The sequence below is a fragment of the Ginsengibacter sp. genome, assembly GCF_057362405.1.
Genome location: NZ_JBMQQG010000148.1, coordinates 1 through 21,834 on the forward strand (window position 1 = coordinate 1; position 21,834 = coordinate 21,834).

Consider the following 21,834-nt stretch of genomic DNA (forward strand, 5'->3'; position numbering starts at 1 on the left):
GTTGGCAAAAAGCATTAAAGCAAATAAAATCACCATTCCTGCTATCTGCGCATATTCCAAGAACTTATCACTGGGTTTCCTACCTGATATCATTTCTATTAAAGTAAACAATACATGTCCTCCGTCCAGTGCCGGAATCGGCAGCAGATTCATAAATGCAAGTATGATAGAAAAGAAAGCAGTAATGTTCCAGAATGCCTCCCAGTCCCATCCTGTTTTTGGAAAAATGGAAGCCATAGTTTTAAATCCACCTAAACCTTTGTAAGCACCGGTTTGCGGATTTAAAATCATCTTGAACTGCTGAATGTAAAAGTCCAGTTGTTTTCCCGTTTTTTGAACGCCTGCCGGAAAAGAAGCAAGAAAGCCATACTTTTTTGTTTCCTGTTTAAAGATACCGAGGCTGTCTAATTGGTCCACATCGGTTAGTGTATAAAACCCTATTTTACCGGAAGTATCCACTTTCGTTCTGATAGCCACAGGCTTCTGATCCCTGATTACCGTAAGTAAAACACTGTCGTTCTTTTTCCGGTTGAGTATAGGAGCTACCTGGTCAAAAAATTGAACCGGTGTTGAATCTATTGCTACAATTTTATCAAAAACATGCAGGCCTGCTTTTTCACCAAAACTCTTATTTGATGAATCGAAAGCGCCAACTATAACCGGCACTCTTGGCATTAACAACGTGTTCCGTTTACCTTTCTTCTCTACCAATTGCTCTATCATATTTGGAGGTAACGTAACCGTTTGGTCTTTCCCATCCCGTGAAAAAGTAATTTGTTTTCCCAGAATAATCTTTCCCGGCAAATCGTTGAAATACTTAATTGAATCTCCATTAACCGCAATGATTTTATCACCGTTTCTTAAACCAATGTCATACATTAGGCTGTCTGTAATCCAAATGCCATCTTTTACATTAGCCATCGGCAATTTGGTATCGCCCCATTTGTACAGAATCATTGCGTAAAGAAAAAATGCAAACAACACATTCATAGTAACGCCTCCTAACATAATAATAAGCCGCTGCCATGCCGGTTTACTGCGAAACTCCCATGGCTGCGGAGGTTGCTTCATTTGCTCTTTATCCATGCTTTCATCCACCATACCGGAAATTTTTACATAGCCACCCAACGGCAGCCAGCCAATTCCGTATACGGTATCGCCAATTTTTTTCTTTACCAAAGAAAACCATGGATCGAAAAAAAGATAGAATTTTTCAACCCTGCATTTAAACCATTTTGCGGTTATGAAATGTCCAAATTCGTGAAGTATTACAAGAATCGATAAAGAAAAAATAAGATATGCGGCCTGCAATCCAACCTGAGGCCAGTTAATGGCTAATATTGTCATATAGTGTACGATGTGCGATGTTTGATGTACTATTTTTCGGTTTAAATTTCACTTCGAAATTATAAAAATGTTTTCGCTGGCAGGCTTTATAAATGTATTAATGAAGCGGCGAAATTACGTGCCTCACCGTCGCTTTCAAAATAATCTGTAAGATTTGGCTTTTCTATATAACTTATTTTTTCCATGGTCTTTTCGACTACTGCGGTAATATCAAGGAAGCCGATGCGGTTATTTAAAAATGCCCACACTGCTATTTCGTTTGCAGCATTTAAAACGCTGGGAAGGTTACCTCCTTTTTCCAAAGCAATTTTTGCAAGAACAAGGTTTCTGAAGGTTTTTATATCTGGTTCTTCAAAAGTAAGTGTGCTTATTCTTTTAAAATCCGTCTTTGGATTATTGTTGGGAAGCCGGTGCGGAAATGCAAGCGCATACTGAATTGGAAGCTTCATGTCTGGCAAACCCATTTGCGCTTTTATGCTTCCATCTTCAAATTCAACCATGCTGTGCACGATACTTTGGGGGTGAATAATTACCTGGATCTGGTCGGGTGCCAGGTTGAAAAGCCATTTAGCTTCTATCATCTCAAGCCCTTTATTCATGAGGGTTGCAGAGTCAATAGTAATCTTTGCACCCATATTCCAGTTAGGATGTTGCAGGGCGTGATGCTTCTTCACATTTACGAGAAAGTTTGGCTTCTTGCCAAGAAACGGGCCACCGCTCGCCGTTAAGATAATGCGCTCAATTTTATTTCTTGTCTCACCAACAAGGCATTGAAATATAGCTGAATGTTCACTATCTACAGGAATAACCGGTACCCTGTTTTCTAAAGCTTTCTGCATTACAATATCACCGGCTACCACCAGAGTTTCTTTATTGGCCAAAGCGATAGCCTTCCCTTTATCAATTGCCTTTAAGGTAGGTGTTAGTCCTGCAAATCCTACAATCCCTGCCAGCATCATATCATAGGTATCGAAATCAGCAACTTCTTCGAGTGCTGTTGCCCCCGCAAAAACCTTAATATCTTTTGGAATTAGCGCTGCTTTTACGGCATCATATTTTTTTTCATCACCAATAACTACTGCATTTGGCTTGTGTTTGATCGCCTGTTGAATAAGGAGTTTATCGTTGGTTTGCGCCGTTAATATTTCAACTTCAAATAAATCTGGATTGGCTGCTATTACCTCCAGCGCCTGCGTGCCTATAGATCCTGTGGAACCAAACACTGCAATCCTCTTTTTATTTGCTTCAGCCATAATAATTCTTTACTAATTGAACGGCATATTATTTTTTATAATAAAACACAAAAAACAGCTGCCAGATTTGGCAATTTACTTCAATAATCTTTGTAATGCCTCATTCACTTTTTTAAAATCGAAGCGGGATATTACTGTATTCATCATTTCGATTATAGCATTATTTTGAAGGTTACCAATAGAACCTTCATGCGTATGACTAAGTTGCAGACCATATTGGAAGGTATTATTTTCAATATCCATACCAATTTTCTTATAAGCATCACGCAAAGGAGTTCCCTGCAAAACCAGTTTATTCATTTCTTCAACACTAAACAGATATTTATATTTTTTATCCTGCAGAATATCTTTTTTTATCTCAATGTTCTTAATCATCAAAGTTGCCATCGATATACAGTTGCGTAAATTCTCAAAGGCAGGTATTAAATGCTCCTTTAATAACTGAAAATCGCGATGATACCCTGAAGGAAGATTAGCGGCCATCAGCATAATCTCGTTAGGCAAAGCCTGAATCCGGTTGCAATGTGCACGAATCAATTCAAAAACATCCGGATTTTTTTTGTGCGGCATAATACTGCTGCCAGTGGTAAGCTCAGCAGGAAAAGAAATAAAATCAAAATTCTGATTTAGATACAAACATGCATCCATACTTAACCTTGATAACGATGCACCAAAATTTGCCAACGCCTGCGCAACAATTCTTTCTGTTTTGCCGCGACTCATTTGGGCATAGACAACGTTATAATTCAGATCATCAAAACCAAGCAATTCGGTAGTTAACTTTCTATTAATAGGAAATGACGACCCATAGCCTGCCGCCGAGCCCAACGGATTTTTATTGACAACTTCCCATGCTCCATGCAACGTTATCATATCGTCAGCAAGGCTCTCAGCGTAAGCGCCAAACCAAAGCCCGAATGAGGAGGGCATTGCTAATTGCAAATGCGTATAGCCTGGCAATAAATGCGCTTTATATTTTTCGCTTTGCTCAATTAAAAGAGTAAAAAAGTCTTTTACATCATGAACCAGCATTTGAATTTCATGGCGCATGTATAATTTCAGATCCACTAAAACCTGGTCATTACGGGAGCGGGCACTATGTATTTTTTTCCCGGTATCTCCAAACTTTTTAATGAGCATCAGTTCAATCTGTGAATGAATATCTTCAACATCCTCATCAAGTTTGAATATTCCGGATTCGATGTCTTTATAAATTTCTTTAAGCCCTTTTTGCAGAACAGCTAATTCATCAGGTGTAAGCAAATTAATCGTTTGCAACATTTGAATATGCGCTAGAGAGCCCAGCACATCAAAAGGAGCAAGATACAGGTCGAGTTCCCTGTCTTTACCAACAGTGAAGGTTTCAACTTCTTTGGTTGAAGCAATATTTTTTTGCCAGAGTTTCATTTTGTTATTTTCAAGATTTTACCTCACGAATTACACTAATGATATTAGAATGAATTTGAAAAATTTTCCAGCAGCCGAATATATTTCCCAATGCCATCTTTTATTTCGTCAACAAAAATATATTCATCTGCACTATGACTCCTGGCCGAATCTCCCGGCCCTAATTTAAGCGTTGGAAAATTCATCAATGCCCTGTCGGAGCAGGTCGGTGACCCATATAATGTAAGACCTATGCCACTTCCAGCGATTACTAACAGATGCTTCTCTCCAATAAAAGACGGTTTTAATCGGGTACTCCTTGGCGTTATTTCACTGGTAGTATTGTTTCTTACTTCACTGATTACTTCATCAAATGAATAAAATTCGTTCACTCTTATATCGACAACAAAACTGCATTCGGAAGGTACAATATTATGGGCTTTATTTTGTGTGCTGATGGAGGTAACCGCCATGTGAACCGGTCCGAGAAACGGAGAAGATTTCTCAAACTGAAACGTACTAAACCAATGGATATCATTCATGGCTTTGTAAATTGCGTTTACGCCTTCGCTCCGTGCTGCATGGCCGGCAATACCGTGTGCTGTGCAATCCAGTACCAGCAAACCTTTTTCCGCAACAGCCATTTTCATCAACGTTGGTTCGCCTACAATCCCGCAATCAATTTTTGGCAGCTTAGGGAGAAGAATTTCTATTCCATCATGACCTGATATTTCCTCTTCAGCAGTTGCTGCAATTATTAAATTAAAAGGAAGATTTTCTTTTTCGTAGAAATAAACAAACGTTGCAAGCAACGCTACAAGCGGCCCACCCGCATCGTTACTACCGAGCCCAAACAATTTTCCATCTTTTTCAAAAGGTTCGAATGGATCATTCGTGTAACCGGCGTTAGGTTTTACCGTGTCATGATGAGAGTTTAATAAAACAGTAAACTTACTTTCGTCAAAATATTTATTAACGGCCCAAACGTTATTTAGAAAACGGTTGGTTGTAATATTCCGTTGTGTTAAAAAGTTATCAATCGCATCCGCTGTCTTGCCTTCCTCCTTACTGAAGGAAGGTGTTGAAATTAACTGCTTTAATAATTCCAGCGCTCCTGAGAATAATTTAAGTCGAGATTCGTCAAAATTTATTGTTCCGTTCATGAATTTATTTTTGTTCCACTTTCACCTCTCACTAATTGCAGGAGATCATTTGAATTGCCAATAATAACTTTTTTCACCCCATTATTTACAGCATCAAATGCATTATCAATTTTAGGCAAAATACCAGCAAACAATTTTTTTTCCTCCTTGAGTTTGTTGTAGATTTTGTCTTGTAATTCAGCAATAACAGACTTTTCATCAGTCACATCCGCAAGTACGCCATTTTTTTCAAAACAATAGATCAGCTGAACATCATACAATTTTGATAGCGCTACCGACAATACAGCAGCCATTGTATCCGCATTTGTATTTAGTATGTGCCCCTGTTGATCATGCGTTAGCGGCGCAACAACGGGAATCAAATTGTTATCGATAAATAACTTCCATGTCGACAAATTTATTTCTATAGCGTTTACATCACCAACCCATCCATAATCAATAGTCTTTACCGGGCGTTTTTTTGCAGGTAAAACATTGGCGTCTGCGCCGGAAAGGCCGATTGCATTACATCTCAGTGATTGAAGCGTTGCAACGATTTTTTTGTTTACCAACCCGCCATATACCATTGTAACTAAATCAATAGTTTCGTCATCTGTTATTCTTCTGCCATCAACATATTTCGATTGAATACTTAATTTATCACCGATTGCTGTGGCAATTTTGCCACCGCCATGTACCAGAATTTTTTTGTGGGGGATTGAAGAAAGCTCTTTTAGAAAAGATTGAAGATTATCCTTATCATCAATGACGTTGCCACCTATTTTTATTATATAAAGAATTTCTTTATCACCTGAACCAGAATCATTTTTTGTCATGGCAAATCCTTTAAAATCTTCGCCAATACAGCTTGTGCCGCCCACACCCTGTTAGCCGCCTGCTCTGTAACAATACTGCTTGGGCTGTCTAATACTTCATCGCTTAACTCAACGTTTCTCCGAACCGGGAGGCAATGCATCACTCTGGCATTATTTGTTTGCATTAGCTTTTCGTTTGTCAACATCCAGTCAGCATCATTGCTTGCTACTTTTCCATAATCTTTATAACAGCTCCAGTTCTTAACATATACAAAATCTGCATCTTTAAGCGCTTGCGCCTGGTCGTTAGTAACATTAGCATCATGGATAAATTTTGCATCAAGTTCATAACCTTCGGGATGGGTTACAGTAAAATCACAAGTATTCCACGCAGTCATCCATTCGCAAAAACTATTGGCAACGCATTGTGGTAATGGTTTTACATGGGGTGCCCAGGTGAGTACAACCCTGGGCTTTACTTTATTTTTTAAAGGAAGGTGATCCGCAATAGTAATAATATCGGTAAGGCTTTGCAATGGATGAACTGTTGCACTCTCAAGACTTACTACAGGAATGCCCGAATATTTTACAAACTGGTTCATGACATGTTCGCTATAATCCTTGTCCCTGCTTTTTAACAAAGGGAAAGTACGTACTCCCAAAATGTTGAAATAACGACCAAGAATAGGCGCAGCATCTTTTATATGCTCCACAGACGTTCCATTCATTATGGCGCCTTCCTCAAATTCCAGTGACCAGCCATCCTGCGAAGCATTAAAAACAATTGCTTCCATTCCAAGATTCTGGGCCGCAACCTGTGTACTTAATCTTGTACGCAGGCTGGGATTTAAAAAGATTAAACCCATTCGCTTCCCTTTACCTAAGGACTGCTGCGCAAATGGATCTTTTCTAAAATCAATTGCAGAACTTACCAGTTCATCTATATTGCCGGCATCTTTTACTGAAAGAAAGTTTGTCAATTTTTTTCTGTAATTAAGCGATAAAGATATAATTATTATAAGCTGACTGACGACACACCCGCGCCAGCATATTTTTTTGTAAGTGCGGTTACTTCTTCACGCAATGCATTCAAAAATTTATCTGCATCAGCCTTTATTAAGGCAAGGGAAGGCAGCAACCTTATTACGTTCGGCTTGGCTTCCCCGGTAAAAATGTGATGTTTCATCAGCAGGTTTTTTTTCAAATCCTTTAATCCAGGCGGAACGTCAAAGCCTATCATCAATCCCTTACCACGAAGATTTTTCAACTCAGTGATTTTTTTAATTTCTTCAAATAAATATTTCCCTGTTTGTTCTGCATTCGCCATCAAATTTTCAACATCAATTACTTCCAAAACTGCGAGAGCTGCCGCACATGCCAAATGATTACCACCAAATGTGGTGCCTAATATAAAATGTTTTGAATGAATGTGAGGCGCAATTGAAATGCCGGCAACCGGAAAACCATTTCCCATTCCTTTCGCCATTGTATAAATATCAGCGTCTATGCCCGCATAATCATGAGAATAAAATTTGCCGCTGCGACCATAACCGCATTGCACGGCATCTGCAATGAAAACGGCATTATATTTATCACACAAATTCCTGATTAATTTCAGAAATGAATCTGTTGCAACATTGATACCACCGACACCTTGTATACCTTCTATAATTACAGTGCTCACTTCTTCTCCGGCGTTATCAAAATAATTTTGCAATGCTACTTCATCATTGAATGGAAGGAAAACTACATTATCGGTTTCATTTACCGGTGCCACAATAGATGGATTGTCCGTTGCCGCAACGGCTAATGACGTGCGACCGTGAAAAGCTTTTGAAAATGAAATTATTTTTTTACGTCCATTATAAAAAGATGCAAGCTTCAAAGCATTTTCATTGGCTTCAGCGCCGGAGTTACAAAGAAAAAGCTGGTAATCTTTTTTGCCGGAAACTTCGCCCAACTTATTAGCGAGTTTTTGCTGAATCGGGATCTTTACCGAATTAGAATAAAACGCAATTTGCTCTAATTGTTCTTCAATTTTTTTTACCCAATAGGGATGCGTATGACCGATACTTATAACGGCGTGCCCTCCATACATATCAAGGTATTCATTACCCTTATCATCCCAAACATAAGAGCCGCTGGCCTTTACAATATTGATGTCATTAACGGGATAAACATCGAACATTTTCATATCAAAATATTTTAGAAGTAATTAGCCTTTAATTTTAGTCCAAGTGTTTCTTCAAGGCCAAACATAAGGTTCATATTTTGCAACGCCTGGCCGCTGGCGCCTTTCAGGAGATTATCCAATGTAGAATGAATTACAAGATTGTCTTTTTCTTTTTCTATATGAATAAAACAATTATTTGTATTAACAGCCTGCTTTAAAAATATCGGCTCTTCGCTGACTTTTACGAACGGGTGATCTTTATAAAACTCCTGATATAATTTATAAAGTTCTTCCAATTTCCTGGAAGACTTCAATTGCGAGGTTACAAAGATACCGCGGGTAAAGTCACCACGCCATGGAATAAAATGTATAGAAGCAGAACTGGTTCCTGATAAAGAATTAAGTGATTCATTTATTTCCCCAAGATGCTGGTGGGTAAGCGATTTATACGCCTGTATGTTATTTTGCCGCCATGAAAAATGCGATGTCGTGGAAAGCGATTGCCCGGCCCCGGTAGAACCGGTAATGCCCGTTGCATACACTTCACTAATCTCACCCAGTTCTGCTAACGGCAATAAACCAAGTTCGATAGTAGTGGCAAAACAGCCTGGGTTGGCAACATAGTTAGCGGTCCTGATTTTGTCCTTGTTAATTTCAGGAAGACCATATACAAACGTCTTATTTCTATATACCGAATGAGGCTTCAACCTAAAATCCTGCGACAGGGAAATAATTTTTATTTGTGCAGGAATTTCATTTTCCTCTAAATATTTTTTTGATTCACCATGACCTGTACATAAAAAAAGTACATCAACATCATCATTAGCAAATGCTGAAAACTGCATGCCGGTTTCATTCATTAAATCCCGGTGAATAGCATGGAGAGGTTTACCGGCATTGCTCTTACTGTGTACAAAAATCACCTCACTCATCGGGTGATTGACCAAAAGTCTTATCAATTCTCCTCCGGTATAGCCAGCGCCTCCAATTATCCCTACCCTAATTTTTTTGCTCATCAGCGGTATTTTTTACGGCATGATAAATTGCAGTCTGGTTTCCGAAAATCTTACTGAACCCTCTTACATCATTTCCACTCCAACCTGTATTCATTTCGCCATACTTACCAAATTTTGCACTCATTAAATCGTATGGCGATTCTATACCGGTAACCTGGTAGCGATAAGGCATTAGCTGAACAAATACATCACCGGTTACATGCTGTTGCGAAGAAATTAAAAATGCTTCGATATCTCTCATAACGGGGTCGAGTACCTGCCCTTCATGAAGCCAGTTACCATAAAATTCCGACAATTGGTTTTTGAGATTTAATTGCCATTTGGTAAGTACATGTTTTTCCAATGCATGATGCGCCTTGATAATAACAACAGGCGCAGCCGCTTCAAAACCTACGCGGCCTTTTATCCCAATGATGGTATCACCTACATGTACATCTCGGCCGATGGCATAGGGGCCAGCCAGGGTTTGCAAATATTGAATGGCTCCTACCGGGTGGTTGAATTTCTTTTTGTTGATTCCAACCAGTTCGCCATTTTCGAAATGTAACTTTACCTGCTGCGGTTTATTATTCGTAAGTTGTGTGGGCCATGCATTTTCGGGTATCATACCGTTAGATGATAATGTTTCTTTGCCTCCTACGCTCGTTCCCCAAAGGCCTTTATTAATGGAGTAAGCAGATTTTTCGAAATTCATTTTCACACCTTTCGATTTGAGATAGTTAATCTCTTCCTGCCTCGATAATTGCATATCCCTTATTGGCGTAATAATTTCAACCCCTGGTATCATGATATGAAATATCATATCAAACCTTACCTGGTCGTTGCCTGCGCCTGTACTTCCATGGGCTACTGCATCAGCTTTTAACTTCTTTACATGTTCCGCAATATGTAACGCCTGCGATAATCGTTCTGCGCTTACGCTTAGGGGATAGGTATTGTTCTTTAAAACATTTCCGAAAATAAGATACTTAATTATGGAATCATAATAGCTATTTACTGCATCTATGGTAGTGTGTGTTTTTACACCCAATGCTTTCGCATGTTTTTCTATATCTTTTAATTCCTTTTTTGAAAAACCTCCGGTATTTACAATAATACTGTGCACTTCATAATTCAATTCCTCTCTGAAATATTTTACACAGTATGATGTATCAAGGCCACCACTAAAACCAATTACTACTTTTTTAGTCATCACTACTATTTAAAGATTGAAGAAAAGACTCAATAGCGATTTATTTTTATCCCCTCTTTTTTTTAAAAACTTTATAAGCCTGCTCTGTTTCAAGCGCATAAATCTCTCGTATTGTTTAGAATGCTTTTGAAATTCTGCAGCCGTTTCCTCGGGCTTATAGTGATCCGCAGGATCGTACAACATGGCAGTACACATACAGTTCTTACGTTCCTTACTCATGAGGATATCATAGTTCACACAGCTCTTACATCCTGCCCAGAAATTTTCGTCATCAGTAAGTTCCGAATAGGTAACCGGCTCATAGCCCAAATCGCTATTAATTTTCATAACGGCCAGGCCGGTGGTAAGACCAAATATTTTGGCGTAAGGATATTTTTCGCGGGATAGATCGAATATCCTTTTTTTGATTTGTTTTGCTATGCCGGTTTTTCTGAAATCCGGGGCAACTATAAGCCCACTGTTTGCCACAAACCCTTCTTTACCCCAGGCTTCGATGTAGCAAAAGCCTACCCATGTATCATCGTTAGTAACGGCGATAACGGCCTTGCCTTCCTGCATTTTTTGTTGAATGTATTCTGCTGAACGTTTTGCAATGCCAGTTCCTCTTGCTTGTGCAGATGTTGCCATCTCATCAGTGATGGTTTGTGCATATTTGAAATCTGAGGAAGTTGCAATACGAACAATTATATTTGATTGTTCCACTTTGCGTTTTGTTTAAATGAATTATTTTTTGTGAGCGGGGATTTTTTCACTGATAGGGACAATGTCAACTGCCTCGGCCTATCAGCATCCAGGTCGAAAAAAACAGCGAAGAGGCATTCTTCGTTCAACATGATTTGTTGAAACCAGAGAAGAAAAATTTATAGAATTAAGACCTTTCACTTTTATAACATTTAATGAATTGAATGCAAATGTATATTTTTTTATTATTTATTCAGCAAAACGTTTCTAAGAATTTGTTATTGTTTGAGGGGAAGGCATTTTTATCCATTGCTGTAGTTGATCAGCAATGGCCCGGTCGTTACTCAGTCGTGGTACTTTATTTTGGCCGCCTAACTTACCAATGCTCTTCATATAATTAATAAATCCGTTCTTTTGAATTGGAATTATTTTTAATGGCTGGAGAATGTTTCCTTTAATGAGATCATCATAATATATGTTTCTCTTCCTCAGGTTTTCATCTACTTTAAGCGCAAACTGCTTCAAATTACGCGGAACGGTTTCAAACTCAATATACCATTCATGGTAACTTTTATTATCATCCCTCGAAATTTTTGGAGCAACTGTGAATTCGATAATCTTTATGTTTTCACCATCAGCAGCATTTAACAAGGCGCCTTCTACCTCCTCACCTATTACATGCTCGCCAAATGCCGAGATAAAATGTTTCACTCTACCGGTTACGACTATTCGATAAGGGTTTAATGAAACAAATTTTATCGTATCTCCGAGGTTATATCCCCACAAGCCTGCATTGTTGCTTACAATGAGAACATAGTTTTCATTAAGCTTAACGTCTTTTAAAGTAAGTCGTTTAGGATTTTTAGTAAAGATTTCGCCAGCCGGAACAAATTCGAAAAAAATGCCGCTATCAGTATTCAACAACATTCCTTCCTCTTTAATATTATCCTGGAAGGCAAAAAATCCCTCACTGGCCGGGTACAATTCAATAGTATCAATTGGCTTACCGATGGTTTCCAGGAGCTTGGCTTTATAAGGCTCAAAGTTTACCCCACCTTGTACCAGTACACTAAAATCAGGGAAAATATCTTTGATCTTTTTTCCGGTCTTTTTTACCAATGCATCAAAATACATTTGTACCCATGGTGGAATGCCGCTGATCAAAGTCATTTTCTCAGGAACTGTTTCCTCCACAATTCTATCCAGTTTCTCTTCCCAATCGTCAATACAATTGGTTTCAAACGTCGGCATCTGATTCGTGCGTAAATATTTTGGAATGTGGTGATTTACGATGCCACTTAATCTCCCCGTGGGAATGCCACCTACTCTTTCCAGTTCAGGAGAGCCACTTAGGAAAATCATTTTGCCATTTGCAAATTGCGAATTACCTGTTTTTGCCATATAGCAGAGCAACGAATTTCTTGCCGTGTTGATATGATTATCGATAGAATCTTTTGATATGGGGATGTACTTAATACCGCTGGTTGTGCCGCTCGTCTTAGCGAGATAAAGAGGAACACCTTTCCATAAAATATTGTGTTTACCCTGTTTTATCTTGTCGATATATTTCTTAAAATCTTCGTATTCTCTTATGGGCACATTCTTTATGAAATCGTCGTGATTTTTAATTTTTTCGAAATGATGGTCTTTGCCAAACTCGGTTTTTAAACCCGTTTTTATGAGAGATTGAAAAATATTTTCTTGGTCTGAAACAGCAGTCAGCATTGATTTGCGGACCTGCTTATATATATAAAGGGCAAAGGGTTTGGCGAAAAAGGATTTTATCTTCATTCTACAGGCTAATCTTAAGCCTGCAAATTACATATAATTGATTAAAACTATATGCTAAATCAATTACAATTACATTGCCATTCATTATCAAGGTCGATGCAGGTTATAACAACGAGGCCATCATTTTCCGGCGCCACCACTATCCTTAAATGCTGGTGCTCATTACTGTACCCTTCCAAGGCATACGTTTCATCGCCTTTTTTACCGGGGCCACTTTTGGCTTCATTTACTTTTCCCTCGTGGATGATCTCTTTTATTTCATCTTCAGTAATATGCCTGCAATCCATTCTGCATTTAGCATGTTTGGTTAAAATAAGGTGAGCTGTATTACGGAACGAATCATTGTTGAACCTATTTCCGGGAACATTGGGTTGTTTATGACCTACAATCAATTTAATCGCAAACAGCGCGACAAGCAACACAACCAGAATTATTGAATTCCTTTTCATATTCACGTTAGGGGATTTTGCACAATATAATTTCAAAAAACATAATTCTTTATTTTTGTCACAATATGTCAACCGCTAAATCTGTTGCTTTACATACATTAGGCTGTAAACTAAATTATTCCGAAACTTCAGCTATTGAAAGATTGCTGGAGAATGATGGCTTTGTAAAAAAAGATTTTACAGATGAGGCTGATGTGTATGTAATCAATACCTGCTCCGTTACAGAAAATGCAGATAAAGAATGCCGCCACCTTGTAAGAAGAATACAACGGAAAGCCCCAAAAGCACTGGTTGTCATTACAGGTTGTTATGCACAACTAAAACCTAAAGAAATTGCCGCTATTGAAGGGGTCGACCTTGTATTGGGAGCGGCGGAAAAATTTAATATTACCAGCCATCTCCGGCAACTTACCAAAGGCGACAGCACTAAAATTTGCAGTTGCGACATTGAAGATGTAAATGGCTTTCATTCTTCTTTTTCAATCAACAACCGCACGAGGACTTTTTTAAAAGTACAAGATGGTTGCGATTACAATTGTTCGTTTTGCACTATCCCAATGGCCCGCGGGAAAAGCCGGAGTAATACAATAGAAAATATTTTAGCTGAAATAAAAGAAATTGCAGGAAGTGGTGTAAAAGAAATTGTGCTTACTGGAATTAACCTGGGTGATTTTGGGAAGGACAACAATGGCAATAAAACCACTGAAGATTTTTACGATTTGCTTCAATCCATTGAAAAAACTGAAGGCGTTACCCGCTACCGCATTTCATCAATTGAACCAAATTTATTGTCCGATAAAATTATAGAACTCGTTGCCGGCAGCAAAAAAATAATGCCTCATTTCCATATTCCATTGCAAAGCGGAAGCAATAAAATTCTGGCGTCTATGCGCAGGCGTTATAGGAAAGAGTTGTATGCTGAAAAGATTGCACTCATAAAAAAGCTGATCCCTGATTGCTGCATCGGTGTTGATGTAATTACCGGCTTCCCTGGAGAAACTGATGAAGATTTTAATGAAACCGTAGCCTTCCTTAAAGACATTGACGTATCTTATTTGCATGTATTCACCTATTCGGAAAGAACCAATACTTATGCGTTGAATATCGAACCCGTGGTACCTGTTGGCATTCGTAATAACAGAACAAAAATTTTGCGTAATCTGTCGTATAAAAAATTACAGGACTTCAGCCAAAAACATCTTGGTGAAACAAGAAAAGTTTTGTTTGAACAGCCTGACAAAAACGGCATGATGGAAGGCTATACCGATAATTATATAAAAATTTCTGTACCTTTTAAAGCCGAATGGACCAACAGTATAATCGACTGGAAATTACAATGAAAACTTTTTTGGTAAATATTAAGTTCGATTTCGTTAAGAATTTTATGGACTACGTGCCGGAACATCGCACCTATATCAACATGCTCATCAACACAAATGTAATTGAGAGTTATGCTGTGAGCATGGAAACCCACCGCTCCTGGATTATTATAAATGCTGAAACCAAAGAAGAAGTTAAGAAGATACTTGCCAAGTCCTCTTTATATCAATTCTGGACTTATGAAATCGACGAGTTATTTGTTTACGATAGCCAAAATTTTCGCCTGCCGAAACTTGAATTGAATTAAACCGATTTTTCTTCGAGTTCGGTTAATAAAGATACCTGCGCAGCATTAATTTTTTTCTTCGCCTCATTAATTAAGAACCATTCTCCTTTATCTATTTCCGGAAAGTTTTGAAGTTTCCCTGAACGAGGTGGCCATTCCATTTCAAAGTTGTTAGAGTTAATAGTTGCGGCGTCAATATTTTTTTCTATCGCCCATGCCAATACAGTTTTACCCGATTTTTGAACGACTGAGCGTAATTGCATAAATCTGCCTGAAATGGTATTTCCCGTTTCTTCTGAAAATTCGCGAATTGCTGCCTGAAGCGGCGCTTCATTTTCATCGAATTCCCCTTTAGGTATTGACCAGGCCCCTTCGTCTTTATTCTTCCAAAGCGGTCCGCCGGGGTGCACCAGGAAGACTTCCAACTTGTTTTTGTTTTTTCTGTAAAGCAATAAACCCGCACTTTTTTTCATTGTCATAACAAAAAAATTTGAAAAGTGTCTTCAATTTCCCAACGTTGACTTATATTGTATGACACAAAACTGTAAAAAAAATTTAATTCGTGTTAAATACATTTTTGCCGGGCCATCGGCATGATATTTTCGCGGATACTTTGCTTAATTTACTATTGATATTAAACTATGAAAATTAAAACTTTTGTTCAATTTGTGATTCTTATTTTTTTTACAGGAATATTTATTTCCTGCAAGAAAAATAAAGACACCCAGGGCACGACCCCGCCCACAGATTCCACTACTTTGGCAGCAAAAGCCAGGGACTCTGCATTAATCGATGCCAGGGATTTTTACCTGTGGTATAATAATATTCCCTCAACTTTTAATGCACAAAGCTATGCCGATCCCGGTGCTATTATGACGGCAATAAGGGCCTACAGTAATGAACCAGGATACACCTCACCGGTTGACAAATGGAGCTTTGGGGTATTAAAAACTGACTGGAATCAACTTAGTGGCGGAATCGGATCAAACGAGAGTGTTTCAGTAAACGGCGATTTTGGCTTTAGTGTTTTTTTCAGGGTTGATGGCGATCTGAGAGTGAAATTAGTGGAACGGCTGTCGCCTGCGGGCATTGCAGGTGTTCAAAGAGGTTGGCGGGTTACAAAAATTAATGGTAGCGCCAATATTAATATAGCAAATGCCGATTTTATCGTTAACAGTGTTTTTTACAGCGCAACTACCACCTTCACATTTTTGAAACCCAATGGCACTACGGTCGATGTGACGCTAAATGCGACTACTTACCCACAGCAAACTGTCTACCTCGATTCTGTTTATAGCGTTGGCGGAAAAACAATTGGGTACATGGTGATGAATTCTTTTTTGGGTGATACCGCCCAAATCAATAGCGACCTTCAAGATGTGATGAATAACTTTTCCACAAAAAATGTGAGTGACATCGTAGTTGACTTGCGATACAACGGTGGTGGTTACGTTTCGCTGCAACAAAAGCTTGCCGACTACCTCGCTCCCAAGTCGGCTAATAACCAGTTGATGATGAAAGAAACTTTTAATGATAAGCACCAAAATTATAATACCTCCTTATACTTTAGCAAAGCGGGGCCTTTAAATCCTAACCATATACTTTTTATCGTTTCGCAAAGTACTGCCTCTGCCAGCGAATTATTGATTAACAATTTAAAGCCTTACATGACAGTTAAGCTCGTTGGCCCAACCAATACCGATGGAAAGCCCGTTGGCTTTTTCCCTATTTCTGCCGGAGACTGGTATGTATTCCCCGTGTCTTTCCGCTCGACAAACAGCGCCAATTCAGGGTCTTATTTTAATGGATTTACTCCCGATGCAATTGTCGCAGACGGTCTCGACAAAAACTGGGGTGATACTTCGGAATCGTGTCTTGCAAAAGCAATTAAGTATATTACCACAGGTACTTTTATTGCCCAGGGTCCGCAACAAATTATTAAAGAAGATCCTGCGGTAAGTGCCGCGAATAGCACTTTGGATAAAGCATCATTTAAAGGAATGATTGACGCAAGAGGGATGAGATAACTGCATTCGCCATCGCATGGCTCCTGGCCTGGTCTTGCATTTTAAGTATTTCTATCTCGCTGGTATAATGTAACGTGTGCTAAATAACTTTTAGAGGTTTTATTTAGTTTTGCATTTCGTATGATTCGCGGATCTGAATTTGTAATCCTAACAATTCTCAAATTCTTACTATGTCCTATCTCCATTATTATAAACACAATTTTGCGCCGGAGAAAATTGATTTGCCATTTCAATTGAAAATCAATTTTAAAAAACTCATTGATTGGTGGAAAGACCAGGCTGCAGAAACTCATTCTTTTGAAACAAGTAGGGCGAAAGAAATTTTAAAGAGAATTGAGAAGATTCCCGAACTGTCGGGCCCATTTGATGATTTCAACCTTATTGAAAAATACCAGGAAGATATTAAACTCCTGTTATCGCCTTTTTTTCCGTCGCTCACTTCTACCAACGAAATTAAGGCAGCAGGTATTCCATTTAAGCCAATGGTGTTTAACCTTACCAAACGTTTTACCAATATATTGGATAGCGCTCAGGGTGATTTTATTATACCCGAAAATGATCCCGACCTAATTTACATGTTTAGCTGTGTAACTGTTCTTAACGGTTATTATAAAGCTAACCTAAGCCTGATGCCCAATTTATTCTTTAACATCCGAAACAAACAAACAGGAATTGTACACCGGTACAGGGCTTTTATAAATGTTGATTTCACCGAGGTAATTCCAGGCCCTGACGTTAAACCCCTCTCTGAAAAAGATATACTCGAATTAACCAACAACTTTGGAAATACGGAATTATGGAAGAAAAAAATTCCTCCTAACAGTTTTAGCTTTGAAGGGTTTACCATCCTAACACTCTTCGATGTAACACGTGATGAATCTGTTTCTGCATTAAAATTTGATTTAATAAAAAAAGATTCATTAACCGAACCCGCCAACATTGAGCAAATACAGGAGAACCTGGGAGCCATGCTCCACATACCCGGGTTACGCACCGGTTTTATTTCATTTAATAAAGACAGGGAAATGTTGCAATCGATAGGTTTTGGCAACAGCATTATCATATCTGAGAAAAAGAATATAAAAATAGACGACGCATTTTGCAACCAGTCGAACCTGTTTATGTTCGAAAAAAATCACCCGCTCGTCTTTCAAAACATAGATGAGAAAAATCCTGACCAAAATATCTTCGTAAAAAAACTTACGAAGCTGGGCCTTAAAAGTTACCTGGCTTTGCCTTTGTTTTATAATGATCAACTAATTGGAATACTCGAAGTTGGGTCGCGTGAACCCAATGCGTTGAATACGATCACGGTTTACAAATTACAGGAAGTTATCTCGCTATTCACTATAGCGATGAAAAGATCGCAGGATGAAATGAAAAATCAGATCGACGCAATCATCCGTCAAAAATGCACTGCTATTCATTCAACCGTTGCCTGGCGTTTTATTGAAGCTGCAGAGAGATTCCTCGAATTAAAGTTGAATGTTGATGAAGATAAAATGGAAGACATTGTTTTTACAAATGTTTTTCCGTTATATGGGCAAACTGATATTCATGGTTCTTCCGTCGAACGTAATCTTTCTATCCAGGCAGATTTAATTGAGCAATTGTCCCTTGCCAAGAACATTCTAAATCTTTCTGTAAAAAAATTCGGGCTGCCTGTCTATAAAGATCTTAGGTTTCGGGTAGATGGTTACATTCAGCAGTTGAGCCAGGAATTATCCGCCGGTGATGAGAACATAGTATTGGAATTTCTCAAGAAGGAAATTTACCCGGTATTTACTTACTTACACAGCCAGGACACCGAGATACATGAGGCATTGCAGCACTACGAAAAGCAGCTTGACCCGGTATTAGGATTGTTATATAAGAAAAGAAAAGCTTACGACGAGACAGTGAAGCTTATCAACGAAAATATCTCCGCGTACCTTGATAAAGCCCAACAGGCCGCACAAACAATGTTTCCTCATTATTTTGAGAAATATAAGTCTGATGGTGTGGAACACAATTTATACATTGGACAATCGATGGTGAATAATAAAAAGTTTCACCAGCTTTATTTGCAAAATCTAAGATTGTGGCAATTAATTATAACCTGCGAAATAGAAAATGAAGTACATCGTTTAAAACCACGACTTAAAACCAAGCTGGATGTATGCTCACTTATTTTGGTTCATAGCCAGCCGTTAAGTATTCGCTTCAGAATGGAAGAAAAAAAGTTTGATGTTGACGGAGCTTATAATGCCCGCTATGAGATAATAAAGAAAAGAATTGATAAAGCCATTGTTAAGGAATCAGGTGAGCGGCTCACTCAGCCAGGTAAAATCGCAATCATCTATTCGAATGAAAAGGAGGCAAAAGAATACATGCATTATATTCATTATTTGCAATTTATTAATTACCTCACTTCTGAAGTGGAAACACTCACGCTTAAAGACCTGCAGGGAATGACGGGCCTGAAGGCATTGCGTGTTTCAATCTCGTACAATAAAAATACCGGGTTAAAAGAAAGTAAAGCAGTTGAATTAATAAAAGAAATAAGTCACAATTAAAACAGCCGGATTCTTTCTGCAAACTGTCTTTTTCGGTGCAAATTATTTTCTGCTATTTTCCCAATCTTAAGTTTGCGAGAAACTCTTTGGTTTTTTCTGGATATATGCCCACCTTATGAGTGCGTACAACATCTGGCACAACTTTGCTGGAATTGGCTACTGTTAACACTATCCTTTTTGACGGCAACATGGGCATATGACAGTCAACACAGTTGTCAGCCAATAGAAAATGGGTGTCCTGCGGGATAGAGAAACTATCATGTTTTGTGTTGGTATGGCAGGTAATGCATCTCTGCGAAAATATTTTGGGGCTATTAAATTCGTTGACATGTACGTTATGGCATGAAGAACAATCCATTTGCTGCGACATTTGAAAACATTTACTCGCCGTGAGCAATCCGTATTGGTTACCATGCACATCAAGTGTTGCAGTACTATCTTCATTATATCTTACATGAGAATAGTTATCGAGCGTATCGCCTATTGTAAATTCGAACGCAGGTTTTATTGGAATTCTAAAACCTGAATGACAAAGGGCGCAACCATCGAGCCGTTGCTGCCTGGCGAGTTTCGAAATGCTAACGATATACTTCGCTGTTTTTTCTTCAGGATGCTCCTGCTGGTAGGCAACATGGTCCGCCGCAGGTCCGTGGCACCTTTCACAATCTATGCCATATAATATTTGCGACCTGTCGTAAAAAGTCTCGCCGTTTGCATCCGTATCTGCTTTTGCATAGGTGCCATGGCATTCGAGGCATTGAGCAGGAATAAGCCTGTCGAACTTTATAAAATTGTCGGGAAATCCCGGACTGTTGCACCAACTATTCAGACTAGTATAATAAGAAACAGGAAGCTCAAATAATTTATTGTCATTCCAGTATAAATAAGTTTGTCCCTTTCTGCCAGATCCTATCACAATATCAAAACGTTCACTTTGATATTCGATTCCATTAATATAAGCCTGCTGAAAAAAGGAATCATTTTTCTGCCGCATGATAACTTCCATCCATTTGTTATAAACAAACCTATTGTTACCCTTTACAAAACTTCCTTTAATAAATTGTTTATCGGCCGGCCGTGAATCTAAATAATGAGCGGTTATAAGGTGTGTATCGTAAATATCTTTGTGGCAATCGGCGCAAACAGCAGAACCGGCAAATTTTTTATCGGTTGTATCCCGTATCATCTTCCAGTTTCGATCGTCATTAAACGTAGTGGACATCACATTTCCTACATACAGCAATACCAGTATTCCAAATACTACAACATGTGTTTTTTTTATTTTTCTGAAATATGGAAACATAATGCGGCGTAATAATCAGGTAACAATCAAGAAGCTGTTTTGTTTAAAATTATAAATACGGAATAATGATTAAGTAGGTTGCCTGGGAACAATAGGAATATTTGATGATAATGTTGAGCCCGCATAAGAAATACCAATAATCAGAATTTAGAAGGCACCCATTTAATTTAACGAAAATGAATCAGACAGGAAGTTGACATTCGTTGAGTAATTGCCGGGCCTAAAATCAATATTGAATTAAGAAAGCACCGCCGGTATACAAAAGAAATGAAAGGTTTCAACTTACTCAGGAACGAGTGTTGGCATAATCTACAAATAACTATGCAATAAAAAAATGATTGTAAAAATAGTTATAGCAGCAAGCACAATCAAAACGACATCAGGATATTCCTGAATTTTTTTTATTAGAGACAAAATCGGATTTTTAATGATTCCAAAATACACCATATAATCTTAATCTCCAACGTTAAGTTCATTCTTTTATTATGCGCTTGAAAAAACAATTTCGCGGGGGAAATAGTCCGTGATAAGAAGACGCAAGAAACTGTGAACTCCGGATATTCCAACACGTTCTAACGATGCCCCTAAACGCCGCAGATTCTCTTGCAATTCTGTATTACCAATCTATTGGTAGGCCCGGCGGTACAAACATCGTCTTATCCTTTTCTATTCACAAACTAAAAAATACAATTATGAAAAAGATTATCACATTAATATTTTTCGCAGGGCTTGTAAGCACATCTTTTGCGCAAACGGGTCATCGCAAAAAAATAATGCAACAAACAATGCGAATAGTTGCTAATCTACATGGTCGGGAAAGAGCGACTTTGGGGATGCGAAAACTTCCCATAGCATGGCAGGAAATTCAAAAGACCAATGGAACAAACGAGGTAAAAGTCATGGATATGGTCACGACGGTTGCAGGGAAGGTCGGAATAGATACAAAGGCAATCACTATGGTCATCACAGTCATAACAGGAATCATTCTCACAGAAACAGCCACAGGAGAAGTCTATCTTTTTAGGTCTTTTTATCAAGACCTCGATTAATATTAAAACTTAATAATAAAAGGCTGCAATTTTGCGGCCTTTTTTATCA

Annotated in this window: 19 protein-coding genes; 5 read left to right on the plus strand and 14 right to left on the minus strand. The window is 38.5% G+C overall.

Features of this window, described 5'->3' with window-relative positions; genetic code table 11:
- The 12 genes from rseP to ACO1O5_RS11830 form a co-directional block, all read right to left on the minus strand.
- On the minus strand, window positions 1-1,347 hold a 1,347-nt coding region (rseP, locus tag ACO1O5_RS11775; protein WP_486270414.1), incomplete at its 3' end, for an RIP metalloprotease RseP.
- 86 nt (window positions 1,348-1,433) lie between these two features.
- The gene (locus ACO1O5_RS11780; RefSeq protein WP_486270416.1) at window positions 1,434-2,600 is read right to left on the minus strand and encodes a 1-deoxy-D-xylulose-5-phosphate reductoisomerase; all 1,167 of its coding nucleotides are present in this window, start codon (window positions 2,598-2,600) and stop codon (window positions 1,434-1,436) included.
- A 75-nt stretch (window positions 2,601-2,675) separates the two neighbouring features.
- Complete coding sequence (gene argH / locus ACO1O5_RS11785; RefSeq protein WP_486270418.1) at window positions 2,676-4,007, minus strand: argininosuccinate lyase; 1,332 nt, start codon at window positions 4,005-4,007, stop codon at window positions 2,676-2,678.
- A gap of 44 nt (window positions 4,008-4,051) precedes the next feature.
- Window positions 4,052-5,149 (minus strand): M20 family metallo-hydrolase, encoded by a 1,098-nt coding sequence (locus ACO1O5_RS11790; RefSeq protein WP_486270420.1) that lies wholly within the window; start codon window positions 5,147-5,149, stop codon window positions 4,052-4,054.
- Window positions 5,146-5,964 carry an acetylglutamate kinase gene (argB, locus tag ACO1O5_RS11795; RefSeq protein WP_486270421.1) on the minus strand — a complete coding sequence of 273 codons (819 nt, stop codon included), beginning with the start codon at window positions 5,962-5,964 and terminating at the stop codon, window positions 5,146-5,148. Before argB ends, ACO1O5_RS11790 begins: the two co-directional genes overlap by 4 nt.
- On the minus strand, window positions 5,961-6,923 hold the full coding sequence (locus ACO1O5_RS11800; protein WP_486270423.1) for an N-acetylornithine carbamoyltransferase: 963 nt from the start codon (window positions 6,921-6,923) through the stop codon (window positions 5,961-5,963). Before ACO1O5_RS11800 ends, argB begins: the two co-directional genes overlap by 4 nt.
- 35 nt (window positions 6,924-6,958) lie before the next feature.
- Complete coding sequence (locus tag ACO1O5_RS11805; protein WP_486270425.1) at window positions 6,959-8,137, minus strand: aspartate aminotransferase family protein; 1,179 nt, start codon at window positions 8,135-8,137, stop codon at window positions 6,959-6,961.
- A gap of 11 nt (window positions 8,138-8,148) precedes the next feature.
- Entirely contained in the window at window positions 8,149-9,132 is a 984-nt protein-coding gene (gene argC / locus ACO1O5_RS11810) for an N-acetyl-gamma-glutamyl-phosphate reductase (RefSeq protein ID WP_486270426.1), read from the minus strand.
- A complete protein-coding gene (argG, locus tag ACO1O5_RS11815; protein WP_486270428.1) occupies window positions 9,116-10,324 on the minus strand; it encodes an argininosuccinate synthase in 1,209 nt (402 codons plus the stop codon). The genes argC and argG overlap by 17 nt, the downstream gene beginning before the upstream one ends.
- 9 nt (window positions 10,325-10,333) lie before the next feature.
- Window positions 10,334-11,026 carry a GNAT family N-acetyltransferase gene (locus ACO1O5_RS11820; RefSeq protein ID WP_486270429.1) on the minus strand — a complete coding sequence of 231 codons (693 nt, stop codon included), beginning with the start codon at window positions 11,024-11,026 and terminating at the stop codon, window positions 10,334-10,336.
- A gap of 246 nt (window positions 11,027-11,272) precedes the next feature.
- On the minus strand, window positions 11,273-12,796 hold the full coding sequence (locus tag ACO1O5_RS11825; protein ID WP_486270431.1) for a GH3 auxin-responsive promoter family protein: 1,524 nt from the start codon (window positions 12,794-12,796) through the stop codon (window positions 11,273-11,275).
- Window positions 12,797-12,855: 59 nt separating this feature from the next.
- Complete coding sequence (locus ACO1O5_RS11830; RefSeq protein ID WP_486270433.1) at window positions 12,856-13,245, minus strand: DUF4258 domain-containing protein; 390 nt, start codon at window positions 13,243-13,245, stop codon at window positions 12,856-12,858.
- A 65-nt stretch (window positions 13,246-13,310) separates the two neighbouring features.
- Between ACO1O5_RS11830 and mtaB the strand changes: the two genes are divergently transcribed.
- Together mtaB and ACO1O5_RS11840 are read left to right on the plus strand one after the other, a co-directional pair.
- Entirely contained in the window at window positions 13,311-14,585 is a 1,275-nt protein-coding gene (gene mtaB, locus ACO1O5_RS11835) for a tRNA (N(6)-L-threonylcarbamoyladenosine(37)-C(2))-methylthiotransferase MtaB (RefSeq protein WP_486270435.1), read from the plus strand.
- Window positions 14,582-14,872 carry a hypothetical protein gene (locus ACO1O5_RS11840; RefSeq protein ID WP_486270436.1) on the plus strand — a complete coding sequence of 97 codons (291 nt, stop codon included), beginning with the start codon at window positions 14,582-14,584 and terminating at the stop codon, window positions 14,870-14,872. The genes mtaB and ACO1O5_RS11840 overlap by 4 nt, the downstream gene beginning before the upstream one ends.
- Here ACO1O5_RS11840 and ACO1O5_RS11845 read toward each other — a convergent pair.
- A complete protein-coding gene (locus ACO1O5_RS11845) occupies window positions 14,869-15,330 on the minus strand; it encodes an NUDIX hydrolase (RefSeq protein WP_486270437.1) in 462 nt (153 codons plus the stop codon). The two genes, ACO1O5_RS11840 and ACO1O5_RS11845, sit on opposite strands and share 4 nt — an antisense overlap.
- 162 nt (window positions 15,331-15,492) lie before the next feature.
- On the opposite strand from ACO1O5_RS11845, the gene ACO1O5_RS11850 reads away from it, so the two are divergent.
- Together ACO1O5_RS11850 and ACO1O5_RS11855 are read left to right on the plus strand one after the other, a co-directional pair.
- Window positions 15,493-16,878, plus strand: coding sequence for a S41 family peptidase (locus tag ACO1O5_RS11850; protein ID WP_486270439.1), 1,386 nt, complete (start codon window positions 15,493-15,495; stop codon window positions 16,876-16,878).
- Window positions 16,879-17,048: 170 nt separating this feature from the next.
- The gene (locus tag ACO1O5_RS11855) at window positions 17,049-19,433 is read left to right on the plus strand and encodes a GAF domain-containing protein (protein ID WP_486270441.1); all 2,385 of its coding nucleotides are present in this window, start codon (window positions 17,049-17,051) and stop codon (window positions 19,431-19,433) included.
- Between the two features lie 52 nt (window positions 19,434-19,485).
- Here the strand turns inward: ACO1O5_RS11855 and ACO1O5_RS11860 are convergent, their stop codons facing one another.
- Entirely contained in the window at window positions 19,486-20,736 is a 1,251-nt protein-coding gene (locus ACO1O5_RS11860; RefSeq protein WP_486270443.1) for a multiheme c-type cytochrome, read from the minus strand.
- 692 nt (window positions 20,737-21,428) lie between these two features.
- Here ACO1O5_RS11860 and ACO1O5_RS11865 point away from each other — a divergent pair.
- Window positions 21,429-21,785: a hypothetical protein gene (locus ACO1O5_RS11865; RefSeq protein ID WP_486270445.1), complete on the plus strand. Its 357-nt coding sequence runs from the start codon at window positions 21,429-21,431 to the stop codon at window positions 21,783-21,785.
- Window positions 21,786-21,834: the final 49 nt, after the last annotated feature.

Coding starts and splice junctions, on each gene's coding strand:
- argG (WP_486270428.1), bottom strand. CDS start 10,324: ATGACTAAAAAAGTAGTAATTGGTTTTAGTGGTGGCCTTGATACATCA.
- ACO1O5_RS11865 (WP_486270445.1), top strand. CDS start 21,429: ATGAAAAAGATTATCACATTAATATTTTTCGCAGGGCTTGTAAGCACA.
- ACO1O5_RS11790 (WP_486270420.1), bottom strand. CDS start 5,149: ATGAACGGAACAATAAATTTTGACGAATCTCGACTTAAATTATTCTCA.
- ACO1O5_RS11860 (WP_486270443.1), bottom strand. CDS start 20,736: ATGTTTCCATATTTCAGAAAAATAAAAAAAACACATGTTGTAGTATTT.
- argC (WP_486270426.1), bottom strand. CDS start 9,132: ATGAGCAAAAAAATTAGGGTAGGGATAATTGGAGGCGCTGGCTATACC.
- mtaB (WP_486270435.1), top strand. CDS start 13,311: ATGTCAACCGCTAAATCTGTTGCTTTACATACATTAGGCTGTAAACTA.
- ACO1O5_RS11845 (WP_486270437.1), bottom strand. CDS start 15,330: ATGACAATGAAAAAAAGTGCGGGTTTATTGCTTTACAGAAAAAACAAA.
- ACO1O5_RS11850 (WP_486270439.1), top strand. CDS start 15,493: ATGAAAATTAAAACTTTTGTTCAATTTGTGATTCTTATTTTTTTTACA.
- ACO1O5_RS11855 (WP_486270441.1), top strand. CDS start 17,049: ATGTCCTATCTCCATTATTATAAACACAATTTTGCGCCGGAGAAAATT.
- ACO1O5_RS11805 (WP_486270425.1), bottom strand. CDS start 8,137: ATGAAAATGTTCGATGTTTATCCCGTTAATGACATCAATATTGTAAAG.
- ACO1O5_RS11840 (WP_486270436.1), top strand. CDS start 14,582: ATGAAAACTTTTTTGGTAAATATTAAGTTCGATTTCGTTAAGAATTTT.
- ACO1O5_RS11780 (WP_486270416.1), bottom strand. CDS start 2,600: ATGGCTGAAGCAAATAAAAAGAGGATTGCAGTGTTTGGTTCCACAGGA.
- argH (WP_486270418.1), bottom strand. CDS start 4,007: ATGAAACTCTGGCAAAAAAATATTGCTTCAACCAAAGAAGTTGAAACC.
- ACO1O5_RS11825 (WP_486270431.1), bottom strand. CDS start 12,796: ATGAAGATAAAATCCTTTTTCGCCAAACCCTTTGCCCTTTATATATAT.
- ACO1O5_RS11830 (WP_486270433.1), bottom strand. CDS start 13,245: ATGAAAAGGAATTCAATAATTCTGGTTGTGTTGCTTGTCGCGCTGTTT.
- argB (WP_486270421.1), bottom strand. CDS start 5,964: ATGACAAAAAATGATTCTGGTTCAGGTGATAAAGAAATTCTTTATATA.